Below are 20,931 nucleotides of genomic sequence, written 5' to 3'. Positions count from 1 at the left end.
TCCCTCGGTTGCTGCAACAACCAAGAACTCGGGCCACGTGGCTACTCGATCTCGCCGACGATTAAAAGCGCGAAAGGCGAGTCAGAACGCGCCCTTGAGGAGCCCGCCTTCGGCTCGCACCGCAGCGCCCGAGATCGCCGCGCCGCGCGCACTCGCGAGGAACGCGACCACGTCCGCGATCTCCTCGGGCGCGAGGAAGCGCTGGATCAGCGACGTCGGCCGCACCGTGCGGAAGAACTCGGCCTCGACCTCCTGCTCGTTCGTGCCTCGCGCCTGCGCCAGCTCGCCCACGAAGCGCTCGACGCCCTCGGAGCGCGTCGGTCCCGCGAGCACGCTGTTCACCGTCACGCGCGTGCCGCGCGTCAGCTCCGCGAGCCCGCGCGCGAGCGCCGACTGCGCAGCTTTCGTCGCGCCGTAGTGGATCATCTCGGACGGCACCTGCAGCGCGGACTCGCTCGAGATGAACACGATGCGCCCGGCGTCGCGCGCGAGCATGCGCGGCAGGTGATGGCGCGCGAGCTCGGCGCCCGAGATCACGTTGATCGCGAAGAGGCGCTCCCACTTCGCGCGCTCCAGCGACTCGAGCGGCACCGCCTCGTACGCGCCGACGTTGTTCACCAGCACGTCGACCTCCGGCACCTCCGCGATCGCGCGCGCGACGCCTTCCGCGGTCGCGAGGTCCGCGACCAGCCCGCGCGGACGCGCGCCCTTCGCCTGCGGCACGATCGCGGCGATCGCCTCCTCGACGCGCGCGGCGGTCCGCCCGTGCACGATCACCTCCGCGCCTTCCGCCGCGAGACGCGCAGCGATCGCGCGCCCGATCCCCGCCGTGGACCCGGTGACCAGCGCACGCTTTCCCGACAGCTCGAGCTCCATCCTCGCCTCCGTTCCGGCATCGACCTTGGCGCGATCCGCGTCGCGCGCGCCAGGAACGAATCCGCCGTACAGTCGTTCCGTGCTGGAACGACCGATCGAGCGGCACGACGACGACACGCTCTTCGCGATGAGCATCCTGGTTCGCGCGCTCGCCGAGGGCTCGCTCGCCGCCGCGGCGCGCTCGCTCCACCTCACGCCGTCCGCGGTGAGCAAGCGCCTCGCGCGTCTCGAGCAGCAGCTCGGCGTGCCGCTGGTGCGGCGGACCACGCGGTCGCTCGCCCCGACGCCCGCCGGCGCGCGCTACGCCGAGCACGCCGAGCGCATCCTCGCCGAGGTCGATCGCGCGGCGCGCGAGGCCCGCGGCGAGCACCGCGAGATCCGCGGTCTGCTGCGCGTGAGCGCGCCGACGCTGCTCGGTCAGGAGCTGCTCGCGCCGCACCTCGCCACGCTCCTCGAGCGACACCCCGCGCTCTCGATCGATCTCGTGCTCGCCGATCGCTACGTCGATCTCGTCGCGGAGCGCGTGGACGTCGCGATCCGGATCGCGCCTTCGCTCCGCTCGAGCGGGCTCGTCGCGCGCAAGCTCGGCGTGTACGAGCCGGTGCTGGTCGCGAGCCCGCGCTGGCTCGCGTCGGTCGCGCCGATCCGCGAGCCGCGCGACCTCGAGTCGCGGCGCTGCCTCGATCTCGCGCACTCGCTCGATCGCGGCCGATGGACGCTCACCGTCGCCGGTCGCGCGCAGGTGGTGCGCCCGCAGATCGCGCTGCTCTCGACGCACCTCGGCGCGCTGCATCGCGCAGCGCTCGCCGGCGCCGGCGTCGCAGCGCTCCCGGTGTACCTCGTCGCGCACGATCTCGAGCGCGGCGCGCTCGAGCGTGTGCTCCCACGCGCGAGCCTTCCGCGCCGCACCGTGCACGTCGTTCACGCGAGCGGTCGTGCCGCGCCCGCGAAGGTGCGCGCGTTCGTCGATCTCGTCATCGAGGCGCTCGGCCCCGCGCTGGTGCCCGCACATCCGCGCGCTCGCGCGCGGTGATCAGTCGTCGTCGTCGCGCTGCTCGCGCTCCATCGCGTCGACCTCGTCGACCCAGCCCGCGCGCGACTCCGGGAACGCGTCCGCGTACGGAACGTACGGCTTGATGTCGAGCACCGGCGTCCCGTCGAGCAGGTCGAGACCGTGAACGCGCAGCGTGCGCCCCTCGACGCCGAGCAGTCGCACCGCGCTCAGCCCGATCGGGTTCGGCCGGTGCGGCGAGCGCGTCGCGAGCACCCCGCGCTTGACGCGCGGTCCGCGCGGAGGCCGCACCATCGCGCTCCACCCTTCGTTCATGTGGAACACGTAGATCAGCCACACCCGCTCGAAGCCCTCGAGCGAGCGCAGCGCCTCGACCGGCACGTGCGGCAGGAGCTCGATCGTCGCCTCGAGCGGCTCGCCCTCGCGCGTGCCGCGCACCGTCGTCGCCTGGTGCGGCGTGCCGAAGCGCTCCTTGTACGGCGTGTGCGCGATCGCGATCGGCTCCATCACGAAGCGCGCGCTCTCGCCGGGCGAGAACGCGCTCGTGTGGTCCTGCGGAGGCCGACGCGGCGTGTGGCGCGTCATCGATCGAGCACGTGCGCGTCGAGCGCGAACGCGGTCATCGTGCCCGAGAGCACCTCGCGCTCGCCGACCTTCACGCTCACCGCGAGCACGTGCTTCTTGCCCTTCTGCTCGGTGCGCGTCGCGGTCGCGATCACCTCCTCGCCCACCCGCACCGGCGCGAGGAAGCGCGTCTCCGCGCTGCCGAGCACCACGAAGGGATCGTTCACCGCGAGCATCGCCGCGTGATCGGCGAGGCCGAACACGAACCCGCCGTGCACGAGCCCGCGATCGTCGGCCGCCATGTCCGCGCTCGCGACGAAACGAACGGTCGCGGTGCCTTCGCCGAGCGACACCGGCTCTCCGCAGAGCCGTCGATCGATCCCGAGGTGCGTGTTGGTCGTCGTCATTGGTAGATCCTTACCTGCTACCGGCCTGCGCCGGCGGTTGGTCAAGACCCCCGTTCAAACCGTGCGTGCGGATTTCCCGCACACGGCTTACGGGCAGTCTCTCGAGTCGCTGCATTACGCGACCTCCCGGAAGAAGGCTCGCTCGGGGTACTGCACGGTCCCTCGCAGGCGATGAAGTCCGAGGCTCCAGAAGTACTCGCGCGTCCACCTGCTCGACTCCCCCGGCTTCAGATGCCGGCCCTTGCGCTCCACGCGCAGGTCCCGCAGCCGACGCCAGACGTAGCTGTCGAGTTGGTTGAATTTCTTGGCGGCATTTCCGGTGCGGAAGTAGTTGCCCCAGCCCCGCAGCACGGGGTTGAGATCGGCGATCACCTCGCGAAGATCCGCGTGGCACCGCCTCCTCGGGGTCAGCTCCTTCACGCGCTGTCTCACCCGCTTCATCGCGCGCGCGGACGGCCAGCGATGCAGGAAATAGAGGCGTCTGCCTTTCTTCTCCCACAGCGCTCCGCTCATGCGTTTGTGCAGGTGATGTCCGAGAAAATCGAAGCCCTGCTTGCCATCGTAGAGCTCGACTCGCCTCGTCTTGTCCGGATGCAGCTCGAGACCGAGGCGCCCGAGGATGACTCGAATGCGCCTCTCTGCCTCTTCGCACTCGCGCTTCGTCTTGCACATCACGACGAAGTCATCCGCGTAGCGCACCAGCGTCCCGGGCGGGGCGCTCCTGCGCATCCACGTCACGTCGAGCACGTGCAGGTAGATGTTCGAGAGCAGCGGAGAGATGACTCCGCCCTGCGGCGTTCCCGCGACGTTGCGAGTCACGACGCCCCCGTCCATCACGCCCGCTTCGAGCCACTGCCGCACCAGCTTGAGCATCCGCCGATCCGAGATGCGTCGAGCGACGAGCTTCATCAGCTTGTCGTGGTCGATGCTCCCGAAGTAGTCGCGGATGTCGGCGTCGAGCACGTGGTGATGCCCCTTCGCGCCGAGCTTCCTCAGCGTCTCCAGCGCACCCAGCGCGCCCCGCTTCGGCCGGAAGCCCCACGAGCACGGAAGAAAGTCCGCCTCGAAGATCGGCTCCAGCACCAGCTTCGCCGCCATCTGGACCACTCGATCCCGGACCGTCGGAATCCCCAGCGGCCGCTTCCTTCCATCTGCCTTCCGGATGTACCGGCGCAGCACCACCTCGGGCCGGTACGTCTTGCTCCGCAGTGCGTCGCCGAGCTCTTCGAGGAAGCGCTCGACTCCGTACTGCTTCACCTCGGCGATCGTCCGGCCATCGACGCCCGCCGCGCCCTTGTTCGCCTCGACTCGCTTCCACGCTTCCCGAAGGACGTCACTCCTCCAGATGTGGTCATAAAGAGCGTGAAAACGTCTTCCAGGTGCTCGCTTGGCCGCGACCCACAGTCGCCTCTGCAGTTGTCGCACTTCTTCGCGCGGCCTACGGCCGCCGGGGTCGTTAGGTCCGGTCCTGCCGGCCATTCCCTCGCGCTTACCTGCTTCCTCGACGTGACTGCCCCAGGGACCCTTCCCTCCCGTCGCGTTGTTCTGCACGACGTTCGTCGACATCGCCGTGGCGATGCCGTGCGGTACTACGATCCCCTCGGACTCCCGCTGCGCGGCGGCCGATTTCGCCTTCGGCTTATACGGCGCGCTTCGCCCCGACGAGGGCTGCGCAGACGGGCCTCTCGTGTTCCGCGCTTCTCCGTGATCGCGTGCTGCGCCCCATACCCCGCCGAGACTCGATGCGCGCTCCGGAACAGACGCTTCGAGCGTGGCCTTCGCCGTGAAATGAGCGGCTCGGCTCTCGGATTGTTCATCTGACGAGGCTGCAGGCTTCACTTCATGTTGCGGCCCGCGATCTTGCTCCCCGCTGCACAGCTCTCGCTGCCTGACGGGCTTTCGACGCCCCGCTCGGGACGACGGGATCTCTCCCGACGCCCGGGGCCTGCTACTCGGCGCTCCGGCGCCTACCGAGGCGGGACTCTCACCCGCAGGAGAAGCGCAGCGCGCAGACGTCGGCCCTACGGCTCGACCTTCGTCTGCGTCACGACGCACCATCGCGCGCGAAGATAGCGCGAACGTGATGGCTTGCCGGCGAGGAGAAGACCGCCGCGCGCTCGGCGTACGCTCCGTCGCATGACGGATCTCGAGGCGCTCCTCGCCGGCGACCGGGCTGCGGTCGCCGCGCTGCACGAGGGCGACGCGACCGCCTGGAAGGCGCTGCTCGCGCACGTTCGGGCCGGCGATGCGGCGCCGGCGCCGCTGGTGGACGCGATGCTGGCGCTCGATCCCGAGCTCGCGTCGTGGCGGAGGCGCACGGCGCGTGGGATCGACGTCGCGATCGACACGATCTCCGCCGCAGCTGGACGGGAGGCGCGAGCGCGCGTGCAAGCGTGGATCGCCGAGGGCGTGCGGCGCGCGCGTCCCGCCGACGATCCCGCGGTGCTCGATCTCCGCCTCCAGGAGGCGAAGGCCCGCACCGGACCGGACGCGCTGCCCGCGCTGCGCGCGCTCGTCGCGGACCTGCGCGGCGCGAGCGCGACGATGCGGTTCGAGGCGCTGATGCTCGTCGCTCAGCGCGCGCACGAAGCGCGCGCGATCGACGAAGGGCTCACCGCGGTGCGCGAGGCCGCCGCGCTCGCGGGCGGAGAGCCGAGGCGAGCGGCGCGCGCGCTCCGACGCGAGGGCGCGCTCCTGCTCGTCGCGCGACGCGTGGACGACGCGATCGCGCTGCTGCGGCCCGCGATGGCGACCCCGGGCCCGCTCTTCGGCGGCGATGGCAAGATCGTGCTCGGCGCGCCTGCCGACGACGCCTTCGACGAAGCGCTCGACGAGGCCGCGACGATCGCGACGTGGGCGACCTGGAGGACCCCCGAGTGGGTGTGCGCGCTCGGCGGCATCGCCGAGACGTCGCGAGAGCGCGAGGACGCGCGACAGGCGCTCTTCGTCGAGGCACTCGATGCGATGACCGGCGCGTCGCAGACGCCGGTCGCCGATCTCGAGGTCGTGGTGCGACAGGCGTCGCAGCGCGGGCTGACGCGCACCGCGGACACCGCGGTGGCTCGCCTCGTCGAGCGGTTCGCCGACGATCTACGAGCCGCGTCGGTCGCGGGCGCGCACCTGCTCGCGACGGGCCGCGCGCGTGATGCGTGGCGCGTCCACGAGCGCGCGGCGCGCGCGACGGTCGATCGCGACGAGGCGTCGCTCGCGCTGCTGCGCGCGGCCGAGATCGCGTGCGGCACCGGCGACCTCGACGACGCCGAGCGTCTGCTCGCGCTCGTCCTGCCGCGTGACGAGGATCGCGACCGCGTGCGCCTCCTGCGGCTCGAGCTCAGCTCGCGCGCCGCGCGAGCGCGATCGCCGCAACCGTGCTGACGACGATCGCGACCGCGAACATCGTGGGCAGCGCGAAGAAGTAGAGCTGCGAGAGCACCGCATTGACGGCGAACGAGATCGCGATCGTCGCGGCGATCGGGCGCACCCGCAGCGCGTCCTCGCGCGCGAGCGTGCCGAGCTGCCAGAGCACGACGCCGAGCGCGATCATCAGCCCGCTGATGATCACGCCGAAGCCCACGTAGAAGTCCCAGTACGTGCGGATCGCCCCTTCGGCCTCGAAGCGCAGCGTCTGCATCTGCTCGATCACCGGGGCGTGCTCGGGCCCGAGCGCGGGCGTCCACGGATAGCCCGAGGTGTGGCCGAGCGCGTAGAGCACCGTCAGCACGGCGGCGAGGCGCAGGAAGAGCGTGGTCGTGAGGCGATCTCGCATCGTACCGCTCCTCTCAGCCGCGCGGCTGCGCCCAGAGCCCCACGCGATTGCCCTCGGGATCGCGGAGCACCGCGAACCGACCGAAGCCCGGCACGTCGTAGGGCTCCTGCAGCACCTCGCTCGCGCCGAGCTCGCGCGCCCGCGCGAGGTGCGCGTCGACGTCGTCGACCTGCACGTAGATCGCGAGGCCCGGCGCCAGCCCGGTGCTCGTCCCGCCGAGCCCGCCGTCGATGCCGCGGCCCTCCCCGGCGCGGATCATCGCGTAATCCATGCCTTCCTGGTCCTCGGCGCGCCAGCCGAAGAGCCCTGCGTAGAAGCGCTTCAGGCGCTCGGGGCTGTTTGCGATCAGCTCGAAGTGCATCACCGGATGGCTCATCTCGTCCTCCTCACTGGTTAGTCATGACTTACGTGTTCGCGCGGCGAGCGTCAAGCGAATCGTGGTTGCGAGCGCCACTTCGCTCCTCCACGCTGACGGCATGGACGTGGGAACCGTGATCGCCGCGATCGCCGATCCGACGCGTCGCGCGATCCTCGAGTCGGTGCGTCACGGGCCGCGCTCGGTGGGCGACATCGCGACCGACTTCGACGTGAGCCGCCCCGCGGTCTCGCAGCACCTGCGCGTGCTCGTCGACGCGCAGCTCGTGCGCCCGCAGCGCAGCGGCCGTCACAACTTCTACGGGCTCGATCTGCGCGGGCTGACGCTGCTGCGCGGCTACATCGAGGGCTACTGGGACGACGTGCTCACCGCGTTTCAGAACGCCGCGATCGCCGAGTCCGAGGCCGCGTCACGCGCGCCGACGCCCCGCGCGCCGAAGCGACGCTGAGCGCTCGCGCGATCCTCGAAACCGCGGGGGTCCTCGACCGGCGCGCGGCGCGGTCGATTTCGGGACATTCTAGGGGTCTCCAGGAGGAGACTTCGCGTATGTCGTTGCCCCCGCTCCGTCGTTCCGTGGACGTGCCGCTCGCCCGTGATGCCGCGTTCGATCTCTTCGTGCGGCGCCTGCCCGAGTGGTGGCCGCTGCGCACACGCTCGGTGGGCCTCGAGCGCGCGCTCTCGTGCCACGTGGAAGCGCGGGTCGGCGGTCGTCTCTACGAGCGATCGGACACCGGCGACGAGTCCGACTGGGGCCGCTTCCGCGTGCTCGAAGCGCCCGCGCGCGCGGTGTTCTCGTGGCACCCGGGTGCGCCCGAGACCGCCGCGACCGAGGTCGAGGTCCGCTTCACGTCGACCGGTGACACGTCGACGCGCGTCGAGCTCGAGCATCGCCAGTGGGAGCGGCTCGGCGCGCGTGCGTCGTTCGTGCGTGGCCTCTTCGAGGGCGGCTGGGGCCCGGTGCTCTCGCGCTTCGAGGCGCTCGCGCGCGGCGAGCACGATCTGCCGCCGGTCGAGGGCCCGGGCTGCGTGCCGCGCTGAGCGAGGCTCAACGCCGACGCGCGCCGACGAACGCGATCGCCGAGCCGATGCTCGCGACGATCGCCCACAGCGGCGCGACCGCGGTCCACGCGAGCGCGATCAGCGCGACGCGCGTCGCTCCGTCGAGCGCGCCGTCGCGCGCGCCGCGCAGGCCCACCGGGCCCACGATCGGCTCGGTTCCGTCGTGATCGTCGGGCGCGACCGACGAGATCAGGTTGCGCCACAGCCCGACCACCGCGCGCGCCGACACCGCGATCGCCTCGCCCACCCCGACTGCGCGCCGCTCGGGTCGGGCGCGCACTCCGATCACGGCGCGATCACCGATCGAGAGCGGCACGAGCGCGACCTCGCGCCGCGTCTCGCCGCGCCGGACCACGACCGGCGTCTCGATCCCGCCGCGCGCGCGCACGGCGTCGATCAACGACGCGAGGGTGTCGATCGCGCGTCCGTCGACCGACTCGACGACGTCGCCGGGCGCGATGCCCGCCACGTGCGCGGGGGATCCCTCCTCGACGAAGCCCACGACGAGCGGCGGACCGGGATCGATCTCCTCCGCGCCGCGCTCCACCACCGCGACGACGAGGATCGCCGCGGGCAGCAGCAACATCGCGATCGGGCCGACCGCGAGCGCGGCGACGGCGCGGCCGAGCCCGCCACGCACGTCGACGATGCGCGCCGAGACCCACACCGGGAGCGGCCGGAATTCGATCGGCCCCGGCTCGCGATCACGCGGCCCGATGCGTGGCCCGGTGCCGAGCACGAGGCGCGCCGGCACGCCGAGCATCGCCGCCGCGCCACGCTGCGCGAGCGCACCGACGAGCGAGAGGACGATCGCGGACAGCACGAGGCCGAGCACGGCGCGAGCGTACGCCATGCGCGGGCGGATGCATCAGCGCTTCCGAGCCCTGCCGCGCGGCGGTGCGACGTCGAGCGTCACGATGCGCGCGTCGCGCACCACGCCGCGCACGATCTCGATGCGCGCGATCGTGATCGGCAACGAGAACCGGCGCGGCCCCGCGCTGCCCGGGTCGATCCACGTGACTCCGTCGCGCGCTTCGATCGCGGGCCGATGCGAGTGACCCGTGACCACGAGCGCGACGTGCTCGTCGAGCGCGACGTGCGCGCGCTCGTGCACCACGTGGACGCGCGCGCCACCGAGCGTGATCGTCGCCCGCTCGGGCAGCGTGCGCCCGAACGCGTCGTCGTCGTTGTTGCCGCGCACCGCGGTCACCGGCGCGATCGCCGAGAGCGCGTCCAGAACGTGCCGTCCTCCGACGTCGCCCGCGTGCACGACGCGCGCGACGCCCGCGAGCGCGGCGAGCGCCTCGGGGCGCACCAGCCCGTGAGTGTCGGAGATCAGACCGACCTGCATCTCCAGCGATCTAAGGCCGCGATGGTGACGGACGTGCACGCTGGAGCGCGTCTGCGCGCCCTAAACGTGCATCTGCGTCGTTGACCCGCGCGCGCGAGTGGTCCACGCCAGAGGTCATGACGCGCTTTTTGCGACTCACGTGCTGCGTGCTCCTCCTCTCGGCGTGCGGCGACGACGACGGCGCCGCGACGCCCGACGCCTCGGTCGCGATCGACGCGGGCAGCGATGCCGGCGCGAGCGACGCGGGCGGCTCCGACGCGGGGAGCGACGCCGGCGGATGCGGCGCGCGCGTGACCGCGACGATCGGCCCCGAGGGCGGCACGCTCGCGCACTGCGACGGCGCGTCGCTCGTCGTCCCGCCGGGCGCGATGGCGAGCGCGGCCGAGCTCTCGATCGAGCGCGTCGCGAGCCCGCCGGCTCCGCTCGCGCCCCACGTGCTCGCGGGCCCCGCGTTCATCTTCGATGCGCCCGGCGTGCTGTTCTCGGACTCGGTCACCGTCGTGCTCCCGCACGACGGCGGACCGCGCATGGAGATGGCGGCGCAGACCGACGAAGGCTGGCTGCTGCTCGAGTCGTGCGAGGTGACCGAGACCACGATCTCGCAGAGCTTCCGCGCGCTCGGCACGTTCGTCGCGCTGCACGATCCGACGCCCTACCCCGAGCGCCTCACCGGCCTCGGTGAGGGTCGCATCGACTTCACGTTCGGCGGCATCGAGGACGAGATCGACGTCGACCCCGAGGGCCACGCGATCGACCAAGATCCGGGCGAGGGGCGCACGCTCACCCTGCTCTTCCGCCGCAGCGGCGACAGCGGGTTCGTGCAGGTCGATCTCCGCTTCACGATCTCGGCGGAGGGCGTGGTCGAGCCGCTGCAGATCCAGCACTACGACGGCAGCGTCGGCGAGATCTGGAGCGCGGACATCCTCGCGTGGCCGGACGATCTCGACGTGACGATCACCCGGGACGAGGCGGGCGTGATCGAGGGCACGATCGACGCGACGCTGCACTACGGGTCGGAGCAGACGCGGCCCTTCACCGCGACGTTCACCGCGCGCTCCGAGCTCTATCGCTACCCGCCGGAGCGCGCCTGCGAGCTCCCGGAAGGATGAGCACCCGCAGGAGTGCTCGTCCCGCCGGTCCCGACGGGAGCGCGCGAAGCGCGCGGACGGTAGGGCCCGGCGGGCGAGCCGATTCGTTCGATAGCCGATGACCACCGAGCGTACGTCGACGCCCTTCGATGCACGCGCCGCGAGCGCGGAGATCGTGCGCGCCCTGCGAGGCGCACGATCGCAGCGCGCGCTCTCGGCGCGGCTCGGCTACCGCGTCAACGTGCTGACCGGGTGGGAGTCCGGCAAGCGCGCGCCCCCCGCCCACGAAGTGCTGCGGCTCGCGCGTCGCGTGGGTCGTGACGTGCGCGCCGCGCTGGTCGCGTTCGATGCGCGCCTCGACGCGGTGATCGCGGCGCGCGAGCCCGCGGGCCCCGAGCTCGTCGCGTCGATCCTGCGCACGCTGATCGACGAGCGCACGCACACCGAGGTCGCGCGTGCGCTCGGCGAGACGCGCACCACCGTCGCGCGCTGGGCCCTCGGTCGCACCGCGCCGCGCTTCGGCGATCTGCTGCGCATCGTCGATCTCACGACGCACCGGCTCGTCGACTTCGTCGCGTGCTTCGCCGATCCCGCCGCGATCCCCGCGGTCGCGCACGAGCACGCGCGCATCGAGGCACAGCGCGCGCTGCTCCGCGAAGATCCCGCGTTCGCGGTGGTGCTCCCGGTGCTCACGCTGCGCGACTACCGGCGGCTCGCGCGGCATCGCGAGGGATGGATCGCGAAGCGCGTCGGCATCGACGTCGCACAGGAGCGACGCGCGCTCGAGCTGCTCGAGGCCGCAGGCGCGATCCGCAGACATCGCGGCAAGTGGGAGGTGCTCCACGATCGCCGCGTCGACGTGCGGCACGATCGGGCGACCGTCGCGCGCCTGCAGCAGCACTGGGCGCGCGTCGCCGCCGATCGCACCGCGCGGGTGCCGGGCGACGTCACGCGCTTCCACCTCGTGTCGGTCGCGGAGTCCGATCTCGAGACGCTGCGCCGCGGGCTCGCCGAGCTCTACGAGCGGCTCGACGCGACGCTCGCCGGCGCGCGCGATCCCGAGCGCGTGGTGCTCGTCGGCGTGATGCTGCAGGTGCTCGATCGCGCGCCGGAGTGAGCGTCACGCGCCGTCGAGCATCGCGACCAGCTGATCGAGCCCGATCTCGGTGCCGCGGCGGCGCTCCTCGACGTCGCCGTGACCGTCGAAGAACACGACCTGCTCGGTGAACCGCATCCGTGTCTTCGCACCCGACGGCGCGAGCTCCACCGTCACGAGCGACGCCGAGGTGCGCGCGTCGCCGACCCGCATCTCGTACGCGTAGACGACGCGCTCGAGGGGCACGATGTCGAGGTAGCGCGCGCGGAACGCGTGCACGACTCCGTCGGGCCGACGCACGTCGCGGATCTCCGCGCCGTCGACGCGGAAGTCGAGGCGATCGTCGATCAGCCTCCAATCGTCGTGGCACGACATCCAGCGCCGCTTCTTCTCGGGATCCGACCACGCCGCGAACGCCCGCGCCGGGGACGCGGCGAGCACGCGCTCGATCACGAACGTCGAATGATCGGCCGATCTCATGACTCCTCGTCCTCCTCGGCGAGCATCCGATCGAGGCGATCGAAGCACGCGTTCCACGCATCGCGCCGCTGCGCGACCCAGCGATCGATCGCGGCGAGCGCATCGGGCTGCAGTCGATACGTGCGCACGCGGCCGGCCTTCTCCGAGCGAACGACGCCGCCCTCCTCGAGCACCTTGAGGTGCTTCAGCACCGAGGGCAGCGCCATCGTGAGCGGCGCCGCGAGCTCGGTGACCGACGCCGGCCCGCGGCTCAGCCGCTCCACCATGCCGAGCCGCGTGGGATCACCGAGCGCGTGGAACGTGCGCTCGAGCGAGACGACCGCCGCGCTCATTCGCATGCCGCGAGCAGGCGCGCCGGCATCTGGTCGCGCAGTGGATAGAGCCCGAGGTACGGCTTCGCCTCGCGCAGCACGCGCGCGAACGACGGGCGCTTCAGGAGACGCTCGAGGTACGCGGCCACCCTCGGGTGCGTGCTCGAGAACGGCTCGGCGATCTCCGCGTAGAAGAGCACGGGCGCCGCGGCGCAGTCCGCGAGCCCGAACGAGTCGCCCGCGGCCCAGGTGCGCGTGGCCATGCGCTGCTCGAGCATCGAGTACGCGGTGCGCAGCGCGGCCCTCGCCTCGTCGACGCCCAGCGGATCGCGCCGGTCGGTCGGGCGGAGCCGCTCGAGCACGATCCGCTGCATCGGCACCCCCACGTAGAGATCGAAGAAGCGATCCCAGAGCCGCGCCTCGAGCGCGAGCGCGGGATCGCTCGGGATCAACGCACGCGCGCCCGCGTGATGCAGCGCGAGGTGCTCGACGATGATCGTGGTCTCGGGCACGAGGTGATCGCCGTCGCGCAGCAGCGGGATCTTGCCCACCGGCCAGAGCTCGAAGAGCTCCGCGCTCGACGCGGGATCGGCGAAGTCGACGAGGCGGGGCTCGAAGTCGATCTCGCTCTCGTACAACGCGACCAGCACCTTGTGACAGAAGGACGCGAGCGGGTGGTAGTAGAGCGTCGGACGCGCGCCCGAGCGTTTGTTAGCCATACAGCTTACTATTCGCGGGAGCCCACGTTTGCAAGCGAAATCTGCGGAGACGATGGTGATCGACCCCGAGCTCGATGCGATCGACGCACGATGGGACACCGGTGATCGCGAGGGCGCGCTCGCGGCCCTCGACGCGCTGATCGAGACCGGCGGCGAGCGCGTCGATCGACTGCGTCGACGCGGCGTGTGGCTCGTGGCGCTCGGACGTCACGGCGATGCGCTCACCGCGTTCCGCCGCGTGATCGCGCTCGAGCCCTCGTACGTCGATCACTACGACGCCGGCAACGCGCTCCTCGCGCTCGGCCGGCCCGACGACGCGATCGCTCACTACGACGCGAGCCTCGCGCTCCACGCGCGCCATCCCGAGGCGCACACGAACCGCGGCATCGCGCTCTTCCAGAGCCGCCGGCAGGACGACGCGCGCGCCGCGTTCGGGGCCGCGCTCGCGATCGATCGCGACTTCGTGCCCGCGCTGCGCTGCAGCGCGATCCTCGAGCGGCACCTCGGCCGCATGGACGCGAGCGAGACGCTGCTCCGCCGCATCACGGCGCTGCGACCGCGCGATCCCGGCGCCGCGCTCGATCTCGCCGATTGCCTCGCCGCGTTGCCCCCGCGCGGCGAGCTCGACATCACGCCGCACGGCCGCACGTGGCGCGCGATCGAAGCCGCGCGCATCGCGCGCGAGCTCGCGCCCGAGGATCCGCGACCGCTGCGCGTCGAGGCGCGCGTGCTCTCGCGCGCGATGCACGTGAACGTGTCGTTCTCCACCGCGCGCGTGCGCCCCGATGGGACGCTCGGGTTCGACCTCGAGCGCGGCCCGCTGCGCGCTCCCTCGTTCTCCGACGAGCTGGTCGCGCTGTGCGAGGCCGCGATGGCGCGGTTCCCGAGCGATCCGACGTTCCCGCAGCTGCTCGGCGATGCCCACGATCTCGCGGGCCGCGCCGAGGACGCGAAGCGGATGTGGCAGCGCGCGAGCGAGCTCGAGTGATCAGCTCTTCTTGCGCGGATCGACCTCGGTCTCGCTGCCGATCGGCACGCCGTAGAGCTCGAGGCGATGATCGATCAGGCGGAACCCGAGCTGCTCGGCGACCTTCTTCTGGAGCGCCTCGATCTCCGGGCTCGTGAACTCGATGACGCGCCCGCTCTGCACGTCGATCAGGTGATCGTGGTGCTCCTCGGGCGCCTCTTCGTAGCGCGCGCGGCCGTCACCGAAGTCGTGGCGCTCGAGGATGCTCGCTTCCTCGAACAGGCGCAGCGTGCGGTACACCGTCGCGAGCCCGATGCGCTTGTCCACCGCGCTCGCGCGCGCGTAGACGGTCTCGACGTCCGGGTGATCGTCGGACTCCGAGAGCACGCGCGCGATGATGCGGCGCTGCTCGGTCATCCGAAGCCCCTTCTCGATGCAGCGTCGCTCGATTCGCGAGATCGTGGTGTTCGAAGTCATCGTTCCAACGCAGTGCGTACGATCGGGGCACCCTACCACGGAATGCGTGGCGCGGCGGGCTCGACCGGCGCACGCGCGCGCGTCAGGCTCGCGCCGCCATGGGCACCGCGATCCTGCTGCGTGGAGCGTGTCGTGAGAGCGGCGCGCTCGATGCGATCGAGGCCTTCGCGACCTCGCGTGGAGGCGCGTTCGTGCCGCTCGCGAGCCGCGCCGAGGACGAAGACGGACGACCTCTGCTCGCGCTCGCGATCCATCCCGCGGCCGAGCCGCTGCGCGTGATCGATGTCGGGCGCGGCCGGATCGTGGTCGAGGCGACCACCGGCACCGCGGGGCCCGGCTACCACGCGCACGTCGCGGAGCTGCTCCACGCGGCGAGCGACGCGCTCGGCATCGCGTGGGATCACGTCGAGGACGAGAGCGGCTACTTCGAGTCGCGCGATCGCCGCGCGCTCGAGGACGCGACGAAGATCTGGCTCGCGACCACCGCGATGGAGATCCTCTCGCTTCACGCGCGCGGCGTCCGCGGCGTGCAGCTCTCGCTGCCGGAGGGCACGATCTTCGAGCACCCGGGCGTGCTCGCCACGCCGATGGGACCGCGCGACGTCGCGTGGATCGAGCGCGTCGCGCGCACGCCCGGCGACGGCATCGACGTCTTCCCGTGGTGGGAGCACGGCGAGACCGCGAAGACGCTGCGCGACGCGGCGATCGCGGCGATGTGGATCGACGTGCGGTGGCGCCCTCCGATCCTCGACGCCGAGCGCGCGCTCTTCGAGCGCGTCCTCGGCTGGCTCGATCGTGGGCAGACGCTCGCGCCCGACCTCGAGTGGCCGTGGCGCGAGCAGAGCGAGCTGCTCGAGCGCCTCGGCGAGGACTCGCTGCGCGCGACGCGCGTGCACCTGCGCGCGAGCGCGCTGCCTCCCGCGGCGGCGATCGGCTACCGCCGCAACCCGGTGCGCGTGACGCTCTCGGGCGGCTGGTCGATGCGCGTGCCCGGCGAGCTCGCGGAGCGCTGGGAAGAGCGCGGCACCTGGGTCGCGTGGGACGCGTCGCGATCGGTGTGGTTCAACTCGCTCGAGGTCGAGGGCACGACGAGCAGCGACAAGACGCTCGCTGCGCTCCCGGAGATCGAGGGCGAGGGCGACCTGATGGGCTTCGATCGCGGTCCGCTGCGCGCGGTCGCGCGCTTCGCGGACGGCGAAGAGGACGGGCAGCGGCTCGTGCAGCTCCACGCGCACGCCGCGCTCGGCGCGCACGCCGCGTTCGGCACGGTCGTGATCACGAAGGACGACGATCGCGAGTGGGCGCTCGAGACGTGGAGCTCGCTCGTCCACGTCGAAGAGCGCTGAGCTTGCGCCCCTCCCCCGACCGGCGAAGCCGGATCGGGGCCGCCACCCCAAACACGACGCGCGGGCCCCCACCCCGCTTGCTCGTGCTCGAGACGCCGCGAGCCGCGACCCGAAAACGCGTCTCACGCGGCGCGATCGGCCGCGAGCTGCTCGCGCAGCCACGTCTCCGCCTCGCCGCGACGCGCGAACACGCGCTGCGCGTAGGGCGGAGGCGCGAGCCAGTTGATCGCGGTGATGATCCCGCGCACGACCGGCGAGTCCGCGACGATCGCGGTCGCGACGATCACCTTCGCGAGCATGCGCTCGTTCGTCTTCGCGAACTCGCTCATGCGCTTTCGCTGCAGCGACGTGAGCCCGGTCGCGCGCATCCCGAGGTGCAGCGTGATCTGACGGCCCCGTGGCCAGCCAGCGGTGCACTTCGCGATCCACTGCTCGAGCTCGGCGTCGGTGATCTCGCCGTCGGGCCACTCCGTCACGACGAGCGGGAACTGCGAGTCGTCGAAGCGGATGGATGCCACGTCCGGCGACGGTACTACGGCGGCGTGTAGTTGCGCGAGTAGAGGAGCCGCACGGTCTCGAGGATCGCGGGGCTCGGGGTCCAGAACCGATACGGATCGTGCGACGAGAGGCCGTTCCGGCCGAGCAGGAAGTCGCGCACCTGGCTGCGCAGCTCCGACTTCATCGGCACGCCCGCGAACACCGCGTGGATGTGCGGCGCCTGGCTCGAGGGCCATCCGTCGCTGCCCGGCTTGCGGTACCACGCCGCGAAGCCGTGGGTGCCGAGGCGATCGAGCAGCACGCGGATCTCGCTCTCGCTCATGTCGCGCGTGCGCAGATCGATCGCGGCGGTGTACGGCATTCCGTCGGCGGTTCCGTCGGACGCGTGGAAGCCCGCGGAGGCGGCCGCGTTGCCGATCGTCTGGGTGATGCGGTCCGCGGTGATGCCGGCGCAGCGCAGGCGATCCGAGGCCTCGGGGTGGATGCCGTAGTGCAGCAGCGCGCGGTGCGGGCAGTCGGGCCAGCCGGGATCCGCGGGCGTTCCGCGATCCTCGTTGCACGCGTCGGCGGTGCCGGTGGGCGCTTCGTGGCAGCCCTCCTCGCACTCGCTCTGCACGATCCACGTCGTGCCGTCGCACCCGAGCACGTCGTCGTCGTGATCGGCCGCGAGCGGGACGCGGCACGGCGGGTCGAGCGTGAGGCCGTGACGCGCGGCGCTCGCGCCGCACCACGCGCTCCGCACGAAGCACTCGCACTCCGGCAGCGCGCACGCTGCGCTCGCGCCGCTCTCGCCGATCTCGCATCCGTTCGCGCACGCCTCGCCGGCGCGCCATCCCGACGCGTCGCACGCGAAGACACGCGCTCCTTCGGCGCCCACGTCGCCGACGACGCAGCCCTCCGCGGCCGCGCGCGCGGCGATCGATGCTTCGCAGTACGTGCCTTCGCCGTCGAAGCACGGACACGTCGGAGGCGCGCTCGCGTCGATCGGATCGGACGCGCCCGCGTCGTCGTCGCGCGCCGCGTCCTGCGCAGCTGGGACGGTGGCGTCGAGCTCGGTGCTCGGCGTCGTTCCGCAGCCGAGCGCGAGCGCCACGAGCGAGCTCGCGAGCGACGCGCGCTGCGACCACCACGCCGCAGCGCCGTGCCTCCATCGCGCGGTCGCCGACCAGGTCTCGATCGCGGAGCGCGCGCTCTCGACGCGCGATCTCGGCGATTCTCCTGCGATTCCGAAGTGCATGCGGACCCTGCTCCGCACGCCGCGTGCCGATCAGTCCAGCTGGAGTGCTCGCTGGCGCAGGGCCCGCACGGCAGCGTGCGCCGCACGCGTACGGGAGGGCTCTGCGCCGGCGAGCCGATCAGTCCAGCTGGAGTGCTCGCTGGCGCAGCGCCCGCACGGCAGCGTGCGCTGCACGCGTACGGGAGGGCTCTGCGCGGGCGAGCCGATCAGTCCAGCTGGAGTGCTCGCTGGCGCAGCGCCCGCACGGCAGCGTGCGCCGCACGCGTACGGAGGGCTCTGCGCCGGCGAGCGACTTGGACACTCGCTCAGTCGAGGCGCGGATCGCAGCCCAGCGCGATGTCGAGCCGCGCGTCGGGATCGGCCTGCACCGTGCGGCACACGTCGGGGCAGAGCGACATCGTGGTGGGCGCGACGGGATCGTCGAAGTACCAGCCGCTCGCAGTGCACGCACCCGCTCCGTCCACGCGGGTCAGCTCGGCGCGCACGGCGTCGCCCGAGCGATAGGTCACGCCGATCGCGTCGAGATCGAGCGTGAGGCCCTCGGGCGGATCGGGCACTTCGAACTCGCACACGACCGGCACGCCCGCGACGACGCCGCGCGCGATGTCCTCGAAGATCACCGTCCAGTCGGTCTCGCAGACGCGCCCACGGCTGCCGCTGATGCAGCCGGCGATCGGCGCATCGCCGTCGGTGAGACAGGCCGCGAGGCGCAGGTAGGTCGTGCCGACGTTCGCGAGCGTGTCGCAGGTGCCGGTGTCCTCGTCCGACCAGTCCGCGGGCGCGTCGCCGTAGAACCCGACGATCGCGTCGTGGATCGTCCGCTCGAACATCCCCGCAGGCTCGAGGTCGGCGAGCGCGGCGCGGAACTCGTCGGCCGTGTACTCGTCCGCTTCGTCGTCGGTGATCCACAGGAACACCTTCGCGGCCTCGGCGCGCAGGAAGTCGCGGTACTCGGGGTAGTGCTCGAGCACGAGGTCGGGCGCGTCGTGCGAGCCGACGGACTCGTGGATCGCGAGCAAGCGTCCCTCGGGCCCGCTCGCGCAGTCGGGCTCGCCGGAGCCGAGCGGCTCGGGGACGCACACGCCGGTGTCGCCGTCCTCGCGGCTGATGAGCACGACGCGATAGTCGAGCCCGCTCGCCGCGATGATCTCGGCGAAGCGATTGATGTTGCGGCGCACCTCGGCCGCCTCGTCGTCCATGGAGCCCGAGTTGTCGATCACGATGATGATGTCGACCGGGATCGACTCCACCGTGGACTCGGCGTTGATCGCGCGGCACGGCCCGGCGTCGTTGCCGGTCGGCCGCATCGCGTCGCCGGTGATCGCCGCGTCGCTCGCGCCGCCGTCGTCGCGAGGCGCGCACCGCCCCTCGACGCACACCTCGCCGTCGTCGCACTCGGGCGTGGTCGCGCATGGACCGCCACCGGTATCGCCCGAGCAGTCGCAGCCCGAGACGAGCGCCAGCGAGAGCGTCGTCGTGATCATCGCGCCGGTCCAGGGACGTCCGAGCAAGGCCCACCTCCAGCGGACCAGCGTATCTCGTCGACGTCAGGCGCGCAGATCTTCGCCCCGGAGCTGGCGCAGGTAGCTGTCGTATCGCTCGGGCGCGATCTCGCCGCGCTCGACGGCGGCGCGCACCGCGCACTCGGGCTCGCGATCGTGCACGCAGTCGCCGAACGCGCAGTCGCCGAGGAACGGGCGCAGATCGACGAAGCAGCGCGCGAGCTCGCGCGGCGGGATGGCGAACGACGCGAGCTCTCGGATGCCCGGCGTGTCCGCGACGAAGCCGTCCTCGGCGCCCTCGAGCGGATGCAGCTCGGCGACGCGCGTGGTGTGACGACCCTTGCGGACCATGTCGCCGATCTCGCCGACCGCGAGCGCGAGCCCGGGCTGCACCGCGTTGAGCATGCTGCTCTTGCCCGCGCCGGAAGGTCCGGTGAGCGCGGAGATGCGCCCCGCGAGACGCGCGCGCACCGAGTCGACGCCGACGCCTTCCTTCGCGCTCGTGTAGAGCACCGGATAGCCGATGCGCTCGTAGACACCGAAGCGCTCGCGCGCGTCGTGCGCCTCGGGCTCGTCCATCTTCGTCGCGACGATCACCGCGGCGACGTCGTTGTGCTCGGCGACGACGAGGAACCGATCGACGAGCCGCGGGTTCATGCGCGGAAGGCTCGCCGAGAACACGAGCAGCACCTGATCGAGGTTCGCGACGAGCACGTCCTCGATCGCACGCCCGCGCGAGGTCGGATGCAGCCGCGAGAACTTCGTCCCGCGCGGCTCGACCTCGACGATGACCCCGGTGTCGCCGCTCTTCTCGATCGCGACGAGATCGCCGATCACCGCGAGATCGGTGTCCGCGCGCTCCTTCTTGAGGCGACCGCGCATGCGGCACTCGACGTCGCCCTCGGCGGTGCGCACGCGGAAGAACCCCGCCGTCGCGCGCAGCACCCGCCCCGTGATCCGATCGCTCATTCGTCGCGCAGGCTACGAGACGCGAAGCCGCGTGGCCACGTGGGCGCGTGCTGACGAGACGCGCCGCGCGCCTCATGCTCTGCGCATGCGGTGGGTCGATCTGATCGAAGCGCGCATCCGCGAGGCGAGAGCGCGCGGGGTCTTCGATCGACTGCGCGGTCGTGGTCGTCCGATGCAGGACGACGATCTCTCGGGGCTGCCCGCGGAGGCGCGGATGGACGCGCGCGTCGCGGCGAGCGTCGGCGGCGCGCCGCCGGAGGTCGATCGCATGATCGAGGTCGAGCAGCTGCGCGGCGCGCTCGCGAACGCGACGAGCGACGACGAGCGCTCGGAGCTGCGGCGTGCGCTGCGCGACGCGGAAATCGAGCGGAACGTCCTCCTGGAGCGCACCGGTCGAGCGATCCTGCTCGCGCCCGAGCGCGGAAATCTCCCCGACGAAGACGACCACTGAACACACACGCGCCGTGAGCGAGGCGAATTCATGCCTGAATTCAAGAGCTTCGACGCGATGTTCAGTAGCCGCGAGCACTGAACGCACAAAACTGGACTCGTGTTCAGGTGCGCGGGTAGGGTCCGACGCATGGACAAGAACACGATGGTCTCGGTGCTGGTGGTCCTCTTCGAGCTCGCGCGTGCGAATCGGCCGGCGAACGTGGAGCGCATCGCGCGTCGTCTGGACCTCGGCGTCGAGGAGACGCGCGCCGCGCTGCGCGGGCTCGAGGTGCGCGGGCTCGCAGACGCGGTGCGCTGCCGGCTGACGTTGGTCGGTCTCGCGCTCGCGTCGTCGGCGGCGCAGGGGCGCGAGATCCATCTCGCGGCCGCGGCGTGAC

Annotated in this window: 26 protein-coding genes; 10 read left to right on the top strand and 16 right to left on the bottom strand. The window is 72.1% G+C overall.

Annotated features, from left to right (window positions below; translation table 11 throughout):
- Positions 1 to 81: 81 nt before the first annotated feature.
- Positions 82 to 876 (bottom strand): SDR family NAD(P)-dependent oxidoreductase, encoded by a 795-nt coding sequence (locus DB32_RS43875; protein WP_053238636.1) that lies wholly within the window; start codon positions 874 to 876, stop codon positions 82 to 84.
- A 79-nt stretch (positions 877 to 955) separates the two neighbouring features.
- Here DB32_RS43875 and DB32_RS43870 point away from each other — a divergent pair, with 79 nt between their 5' ends.
- The gene (locus tag DB32_RS43870) at positions 956 to 1,909 is read left to right on the top strand and encodes a LysR family transcriptional regulator (RefSeq protein WP_053238635.1); all 954 of its coding nucleotides are present in this window, start codon (positions 956 to 958) and stop codon (positions 1,907 to 1,909) included.
- Here the strand turns inward: DB32_RS43870 and tsaA are convergent, their stop codons facing one another.
- The 3 genes from tsaA to ltrA form a co-directional block, all read right to left on the bottom strand.
- Positions 1,910 to 2,395 (bottom strand): tRNA (N6-threonylcarbamoyladenosine(37)-N6)-methyltransferase TrmO, encoded by a 486-nt coding sequence (gene tsaA, locus DB32_RS43865; protein ID WP_053239168.1) that lies wholly within the window; start codon positions 2,393 to 2,395, stop codon positions 1,910 to 1,912.
- A 74-nt stretch (positions 2,396 to 2,469) separates the two neighbouring features.
- Positions 2,470 to 2,859 carry a PaaI family thioesterase gene (locus DB32_RS43860; RefSeq protein ID WP_053238634.1) on the bottom strand — a complete coding sequence of 130 codons (390 nt, stop codon included), beginning with the start codon at positions 2,857 to 2,859 and terminating at the stop codon, positions 2,470 to 2,472.
- Positions 2,860 to 2,973: 114 nt separating this feature from the next.
- The gene (gene ltrA, locus DB32_RS43855) at positions 2,974 to 4,425 is read right to left on the bottom strand and encodes a group II intron reverse transcriptase/maturase (protein WP_205627138.1); all 1,452 of its coding nucleotides are present in this window, start codon (positions 4,423 to 4,425) and stop codon (positions 2,974 to 2,976) included.
- A gap of 570 nt (positions 4,426 to 4,995) precedes the next feature.
- Between ltrA and DB32_RS43850 the strand changes: the two genes are divergently transcribed.
- Positions 4,996 to 6,234: a hypothetical protein gene (locus DB32_RS43850; RefSeq protein ID WP_053238633.1), complete on the top strand. Its 1,239-nt coding sequence runs from the start codon at positions 4,996 to 4,998 to the stop codon at positions 6,232 to 6,234.
- Here the strand turns inward: DB32_RS43850 and DB32_RS43845 are convergent.
- Positions 6,191 to 6,625 (bottom strand): LIC_13387 family protein, encoded by a 435-nt coding sequence (locus DB32_RS43845; RefSeq protein ID WP_053238632.1) that lies wholly within the window; start codon positions 6,623 to 6,625, stop codon positions 6,191 to 6,193. The two genes, DB32_RS43850 and DB32_RS43845, sit on opposite strands and share 44 nt — an antisense overlap.
- A 13-nt stretch (positions 6,626 to 6,638) precedes the next feature.
- The gene (locus DB32_RS43840; RefSeq protein ID WP_053238631.1) at positions 6,639 to 7,001 is read right to left on the bottom strand and encodes a VOC family protein; all 363 of its coding nucleotides are present in this window, start codon (positions 6,999 to 7,001) and stop codon (positions 6,639 to 6,641) included.
- A gap of 100 nt (positions 7,002 to 7,101) precedes the next feature.
- Between DB32_RS43840 and DB32_RS43835 the strand changes: the two genes are divergently transcribed.
- Positions 7,102 to 7,449: an ArsR/SmtB family transcription factor gene (locus DB32_RS43835; protein ID WP_053238630.1), complete on the top strand. Its 348-nt coding sequence runs from the start codon at positions 7,102 to 7,104 to the stop codon at positions 7,447 to 7,449.
- Positions 7,450 to 7,547: 98 nt separating this feature from the next.
- Positions 7,548 to 8,039, top strand: a complete 492-nt coding sequence (locus tag DB32_RS43830) for an SRPBCC domain-containing protein (RefSeq protein ID WP_075097770.1) — start codon at positions 7,548 to 7,550, stop codon at positions 8,037 to 8,039.
- 7 nt (positions 8,040 to 8,046) lie between these two features.
- Here DB32_RS43830 and DB32_RS43825 read toward each other — a convergent pair whose 3' ends face one another.
- Together DB32_RS43825 and DB32_RS43820 are read right to left on the bottom strand one after the other, a co-directional pair.
- The gene (locus tag DB32_RS43825; RefSeq protein WP_053238628.1) at positions 8,047 to 8,913 is read right to left on the bottom strand and encodes a M50 family metallopeptidase; all 867 of its coding nucleotides are present in this window, start codon (positions 8,911 to 8,913) and stop codon (positions 8,047 to 8,049) included.
- 15 nt (positions 8,914 to 8,928) lie between these two features.
- A complete protein-coding gene (locus DB32_RS43820; protein ID WP_053238627.1) occupies positions 8,929 to 9,411 on the bottom strand; it encodes a metallophosphoesterase family protein in 483 nt (160 codons plus the stop codon).
- A 146-nt stretch (positions 9,412 to 9,557) separates the two neighbouring features.
- On the opposite strand from DB32_RS43820, the gene DB32_RS43815 reads away from it, so the two are divergent.
- Together DB32_RS43815 and DB32_RS43810 are read left to right on the top strand one after the other, a co-directional pair.
- Positions 9,558 to 10,520 carry a hypothetical protein gene (locus DB32_RS43815; protein ID WP_053238626.1) on the top strand — a complete coding sequence of 321 codons (963 nt, stop codon included), beginning with the start codon at positions 9,558 to 9,560 and terminating at the stop codon, positions 10,518 to 10,520.
- 97 nt (positions 10,521 to 10,617) lie between these two features.
- The gene (locus tag DB32_RS43810; protein WP_053238625.1) at positions 10,618 to 11,616 is read left to right on the top strand and encodes a helix-turn-helix domain-containing protein; all 999 of its coding nucleotides are present in this window, start codon (positions 10,618 to 10,620) and stop codon (positions 11,614 to 11,616) included.
- Between the two features lie 3 nt (positions 11,617 to 11,619).
- On the opposite strand, the gene DB32_RS43805 is transcribed toward DB32_RS43810, so the two are convergent.
- From DB32_RS43805 to DB32_RS43795, 3 genes are read right to left on the bottom strand one after another with little or no spacing between them, the layout of a single operon-like run.
- Positions 11,620 to 12,075, bottom strand: coding sequence for an SRPBCC family protein (locus tag DB32_RS43805; protein WP_053238624.1), 456 nt, complete (start codon positions 12,073 to 12,075; stop codon positions 11,620 to 11,622).
- Positions 12,072 to 12,407 (bottom strand): ArsR/SmtB family transcription factor, encoded by a 336-nt coding sequence (locus DB32_RS43800; RefSeq protein ID WP_053238623.1) that lies wholly within the window; start codon positions 12,405 to 12,407, stop codon positions 12,072 to 12,074. Before DB32_RS43800 ends, DB32_RS43805 begins: the two co-directional genes overlap by 4 nt.
- Entirely contained in the window at positions 12,404 to 13,105 is a 702-nt protein-coding gene (locus DB32_RS43795; protein WP_053238622.1) for a glutathione S-transferase family protein, read from the bottom strand. Before DB32_RS43795 ends, DB32_RS43800 begins: the two co-directional genes overlap by 4 nt.
- A gap of 52 nt (positions 13,106 to 13,157) precedes the next feature.
- Between DB32_RS43795 and DB32_RS43790 the strand changes: the two genes are divergently transcribed.
- Positions 13,158 to 14,093 (top strand): tetratricopeptide repeat protein, encoded by a 936-nt coding sequence (locus DB32_RS43790; protein WP_053238621.1) that lies wholly within the window; start codon positions 13,158 to 13,160, stop codon positions 14,091 to 14,093.
- Here the strand turns inward: DB32_RS43790 and DB32_RS43785 are convergent, their stop codons facing one another.
- Positions 14,094 to 14,549 (bottom strand): Fur family transcriptional regulator, encoded by a 456-nt coding sequence (locus tag DB32_RS43785; protein WP_053238620.1) that lies wholly within the window; start codon positions 14,547 to 14,549, stop codon positions 14,094 to 14,096.
- Positions 14,550 to 14,647: 98 nt separating this feature from the next.
- Between DB32_RS43785 and DB32_RS43780 the strand changes: the two genes are divergently transcribed.
- On the top strand, positions 14,648 to 15,895 hold the full coding sequence (locus DB32_RS43780; protein WP_053238619.1) for a hypothetical protein: 1,248 nt from the start codon (positions 14,648 to 14,650) through the stop codon (positions 15,893 to 15,895).
- 122 nt (positions 15,896 to 16,017) lie between these two features.
- Here the strand turns inward: DB32_RS43780 and DB32_RS43775 are convergent, their stop codons facing one another.
- From DB32_RS43775 to rsgA, 4 genes are all read right to left on the bottom strand, one after another.
- Entirely contained in the window at positions 16,018 to 16,413 is a 396-nt protein-coding gene (locus DB32_RS43775; RefSeq protein WP_053238618.1) for an STAS/SEC14 domain-containing protein, read from the bottom strand.
- A gap of 14 nt (positions 16,414 to 16,427) precedes the next feature.
- Positions 16,428 to 17,630 carry a hypothetical protein gene (locus DB32_RS43770; protein ID WP_053238617.1) on the bottom strand — a complete coding sequence of 401 codons (1,203 nt, stop codon included), beginning with the start codon at positions 17,628 to 17,630 and terminating at the stop codon, positions 16,428 to 16,430.
- A 305-nt stretch (positions 17,631 to 17,935) separates the two neighbouring features.
- Entirely contained in the window at positions 17,936 to 19,141 is a 1,206-nt protein-coding gene (locus DB32_RS43765; RefSeq protein WP_053238616.1) for a hypothetical protein, read from the bottom strand.
- 36 nt (positions 19,142 to 19,177) lie between these two features.
- A complete protein-coding gene (rsgA, locus tag DB32_RS43760) occupies positions 19,178 to 20,101 on the bottom strand; it encodes a ribosome small subunit-dependent GTPase A (protein WP_053238615.1) in 924 nt (307 codons plus the stop codon).
- 85 nt (positions 20,102 to 20,186) lie between these two features.
- Here rsgA and DB32_RS43755 point away from each other — a divergent pair, with 85 nt between their 5' ends.
- Both DB32_RS43755 and DB32_RS43750 read left to right on the top strand, forming a co-directional pair.
- Positions 20,187 to 20,552 carry a DnaJ family domain-containing protein gene (locus tag DB32_RS43755; RefSeq protein WP_053238614.1) on the top strand — a complete coding sequence of 122 codons (366 nt, stop codon included), beginning with the start codon at positions 20,187 to 20,189 and terminating at the stop codon, positions 20,550 to 20,552.
- Positions 20,553 to 20,681: 129 nt separating this feature from the next.
- Positions 20,682 to 20,930, top strand: coding sequence for a hypothetical protein (locus DB32_RS43750; RefSeq protein WP_053238613.1), 249 nt, complete (start codon positions 20,682 to 20,684; stop codon positions 20,928 to 20,930).
- Position 20,931 lies beyond the last annotated feature (1 nt).

Source organism: Sandaracinus amylolyticus, from assembly GCF_000737325.1.
In the GTDB taxonomy this organism is placed as follows: Bacteria; Myxococcota_A; Polyangia; order Polyangiales; family Sandaracinaceae; genus Sandaracinus; species Sandaracinus amylolyticus.
The sequence above is the reverse complement of the archived record's forward strand: the minus strand, read 5'-3'. Positions and strand labels throughout refer to the sequence as shown.

What these genes read in the sequence shown, in the direction of transcription:
- DB32_RS43875 (WP_053238636.1), bottom strand. Translation starts at nt 876, where the DNA reads ATGGAGCTCGAGCTGTCGGGAAAGCGTGCGCTGGTCACCGGGTCCACG.
- tsaA (WP_053239168.1), bottom strand. Translation starts at nt 2,395, where the DNA reads ATGGAGCCGATCGCGATCGCGCACACGCCGTACAAGGAGCGCTTCGGC.
- DB32_RS43860 (WP_053238634.1), bottom strand. Translation starts at nt 2,859, where the DNA reads ATGACGACGACCAACACGCACCTCGGGATCGATCGACGGCTCTGCGGA.
- ltrA (WP_205627138.1), bottom strand. Translation starts at nt 4,425, where the DNA reads ATGTCGACGAACGTCGTGCAGAACAACGCGACGGGAGGGAAGGGTCCC.
- DB32_RS43850 (WP_053238633.1), top strand. Translation starts at nt 4,996, where the DNA reads ATGACGGATCTCGAGGCGCTCCTCGCCGGCGACCGGGCTGCGGTCGCC.
- DB32_RS43845 (WP_053238632.1), bottom strand. Translation starts at nt 6,625, where the DNA reads ATGCGAGATCGCCTCACGACCACGCTCTTCCTGCGCCTCGCCGCCGTG.
- DB32_RS43840 (WP_053238631.1), bottom strand. Translation starts at nt 7,001, where the DNA reads ATGAGCCATCCGGTGATGCACTTCGAGCTGATCGCAAACAGCCCCGAG.
- DB32_RS43835 (WP_053238630.1), top strand. Translation starts at nt 7,102, where the DNA reads ATGGACGTGGGAACCGTGATCGCCGCGATCGCCGATCCGACGCGTCGC.
- DB32_RS43830 (WP_075097770.1), top strand. Translation starts at nt 7,548, where the DNA reads ATGTCGTTGCCCCCGCTCCGTCGTTCCGTGGACGTGCCGCTCGCCCGT.
- DB32_RS43825 (WP_053238628.1), bottom strand. Translation starts at nt 8,913, where the DNA reads ATGGCGTACGCTCGCGCCGTGCTCGGCCTCGTGCTGTCCGCGATCGTC.
- DB32_RS43820 (WP_053238627.1), bottom strand. Translation starts at nt 9,411, where the DNA reads ATGCAGGTCGGTCTGATCTCCGACACTCACGGGCTGGTGCGCCCCGAG.
- DB32_RS43810 (WP_053238625.1), top strand. Translation starts at nt 10,618, where the DNA reads ATGACCACCGAGCGTACGTCGACGCCCTTCGATGCACGCGCCGCGAGC.
- DB32_RS43805 (WP_053238624.1), bottom strand. Translation starts at nt 12,075, where the DNA reads ATGAGATCGGCCGATCATTCGACGTTCGTGATCGAGCGCGTGCTCGCC.
- DB32_RS43800 (WP_053238623.1), bottom strand. Translation starts at nt 12,407, where the DNA reads ATGAGCGCGGCGGTCGTCTCGCTCGAGCGCACGTTCCACGCGCTCGGT.
- DB32_RS43795 (WP_053238622.1), bottom strand. Translation starts at nt 13,105, where the DNA reads ATGGCTAACAAACGCTCGGGCGCGCGTCCGACGCTCTACTACCACCCG.
- DB32_RS43790 (WP_053238621.1), top strand. Translation starts at nt 13,158, where the DNA reads ATGGTGATCGACCCCGAGCTCGATGCGATCGACGCACGATGGGACACC.
- DB32_RS43785 (WP_053238620.1), bottom strand. Translation starts at nt 14,549, where the DNA reads ATGACTTCGAACACCACGATCTCGCGAATCGAGCGACGCTGCATCGAG.
- DB32_RS43780 (WP_053238619.1), top strand. Translation starts at nt 14,648, where the DNA reads ATGGGCACCGCGATCCTGCTGCGTGGAGCGTGTCGTGAGAGCGGCGCG.
- DB32_RS43770 (WP_053238617.1), bottom strand. Translation starts at nt 17,630, where the DNA reads ATGCACTTCGGAATCGCAGGAGAATCGCCGAGATCGCGCGTCGAGAGC.
- rsgA (WP_053238615.1), bottom strand. Translation starts at nt 20,101, where the DNA reads ATGAGCGATCGGATCACGGGGCGGGTGCTGCGCGCGACGGCGGGGTTC.
- DB32_RS43755 (WP_053238614.1), top strand. Translation starts at nt 20,187, where the DNA reads ATGCGGTGGGTCGATCTGATCGAAGCGCGCATCCGCGAGGCGAGAGCG.
- DB32_RS43750 (WP_053238613.1), top strand. Translation starts at nt 20,682, where the DNA reads ATGGACAAGAACACGATGGTCTCGGTGCTGGTGGTCCTCTTCGAGCTC.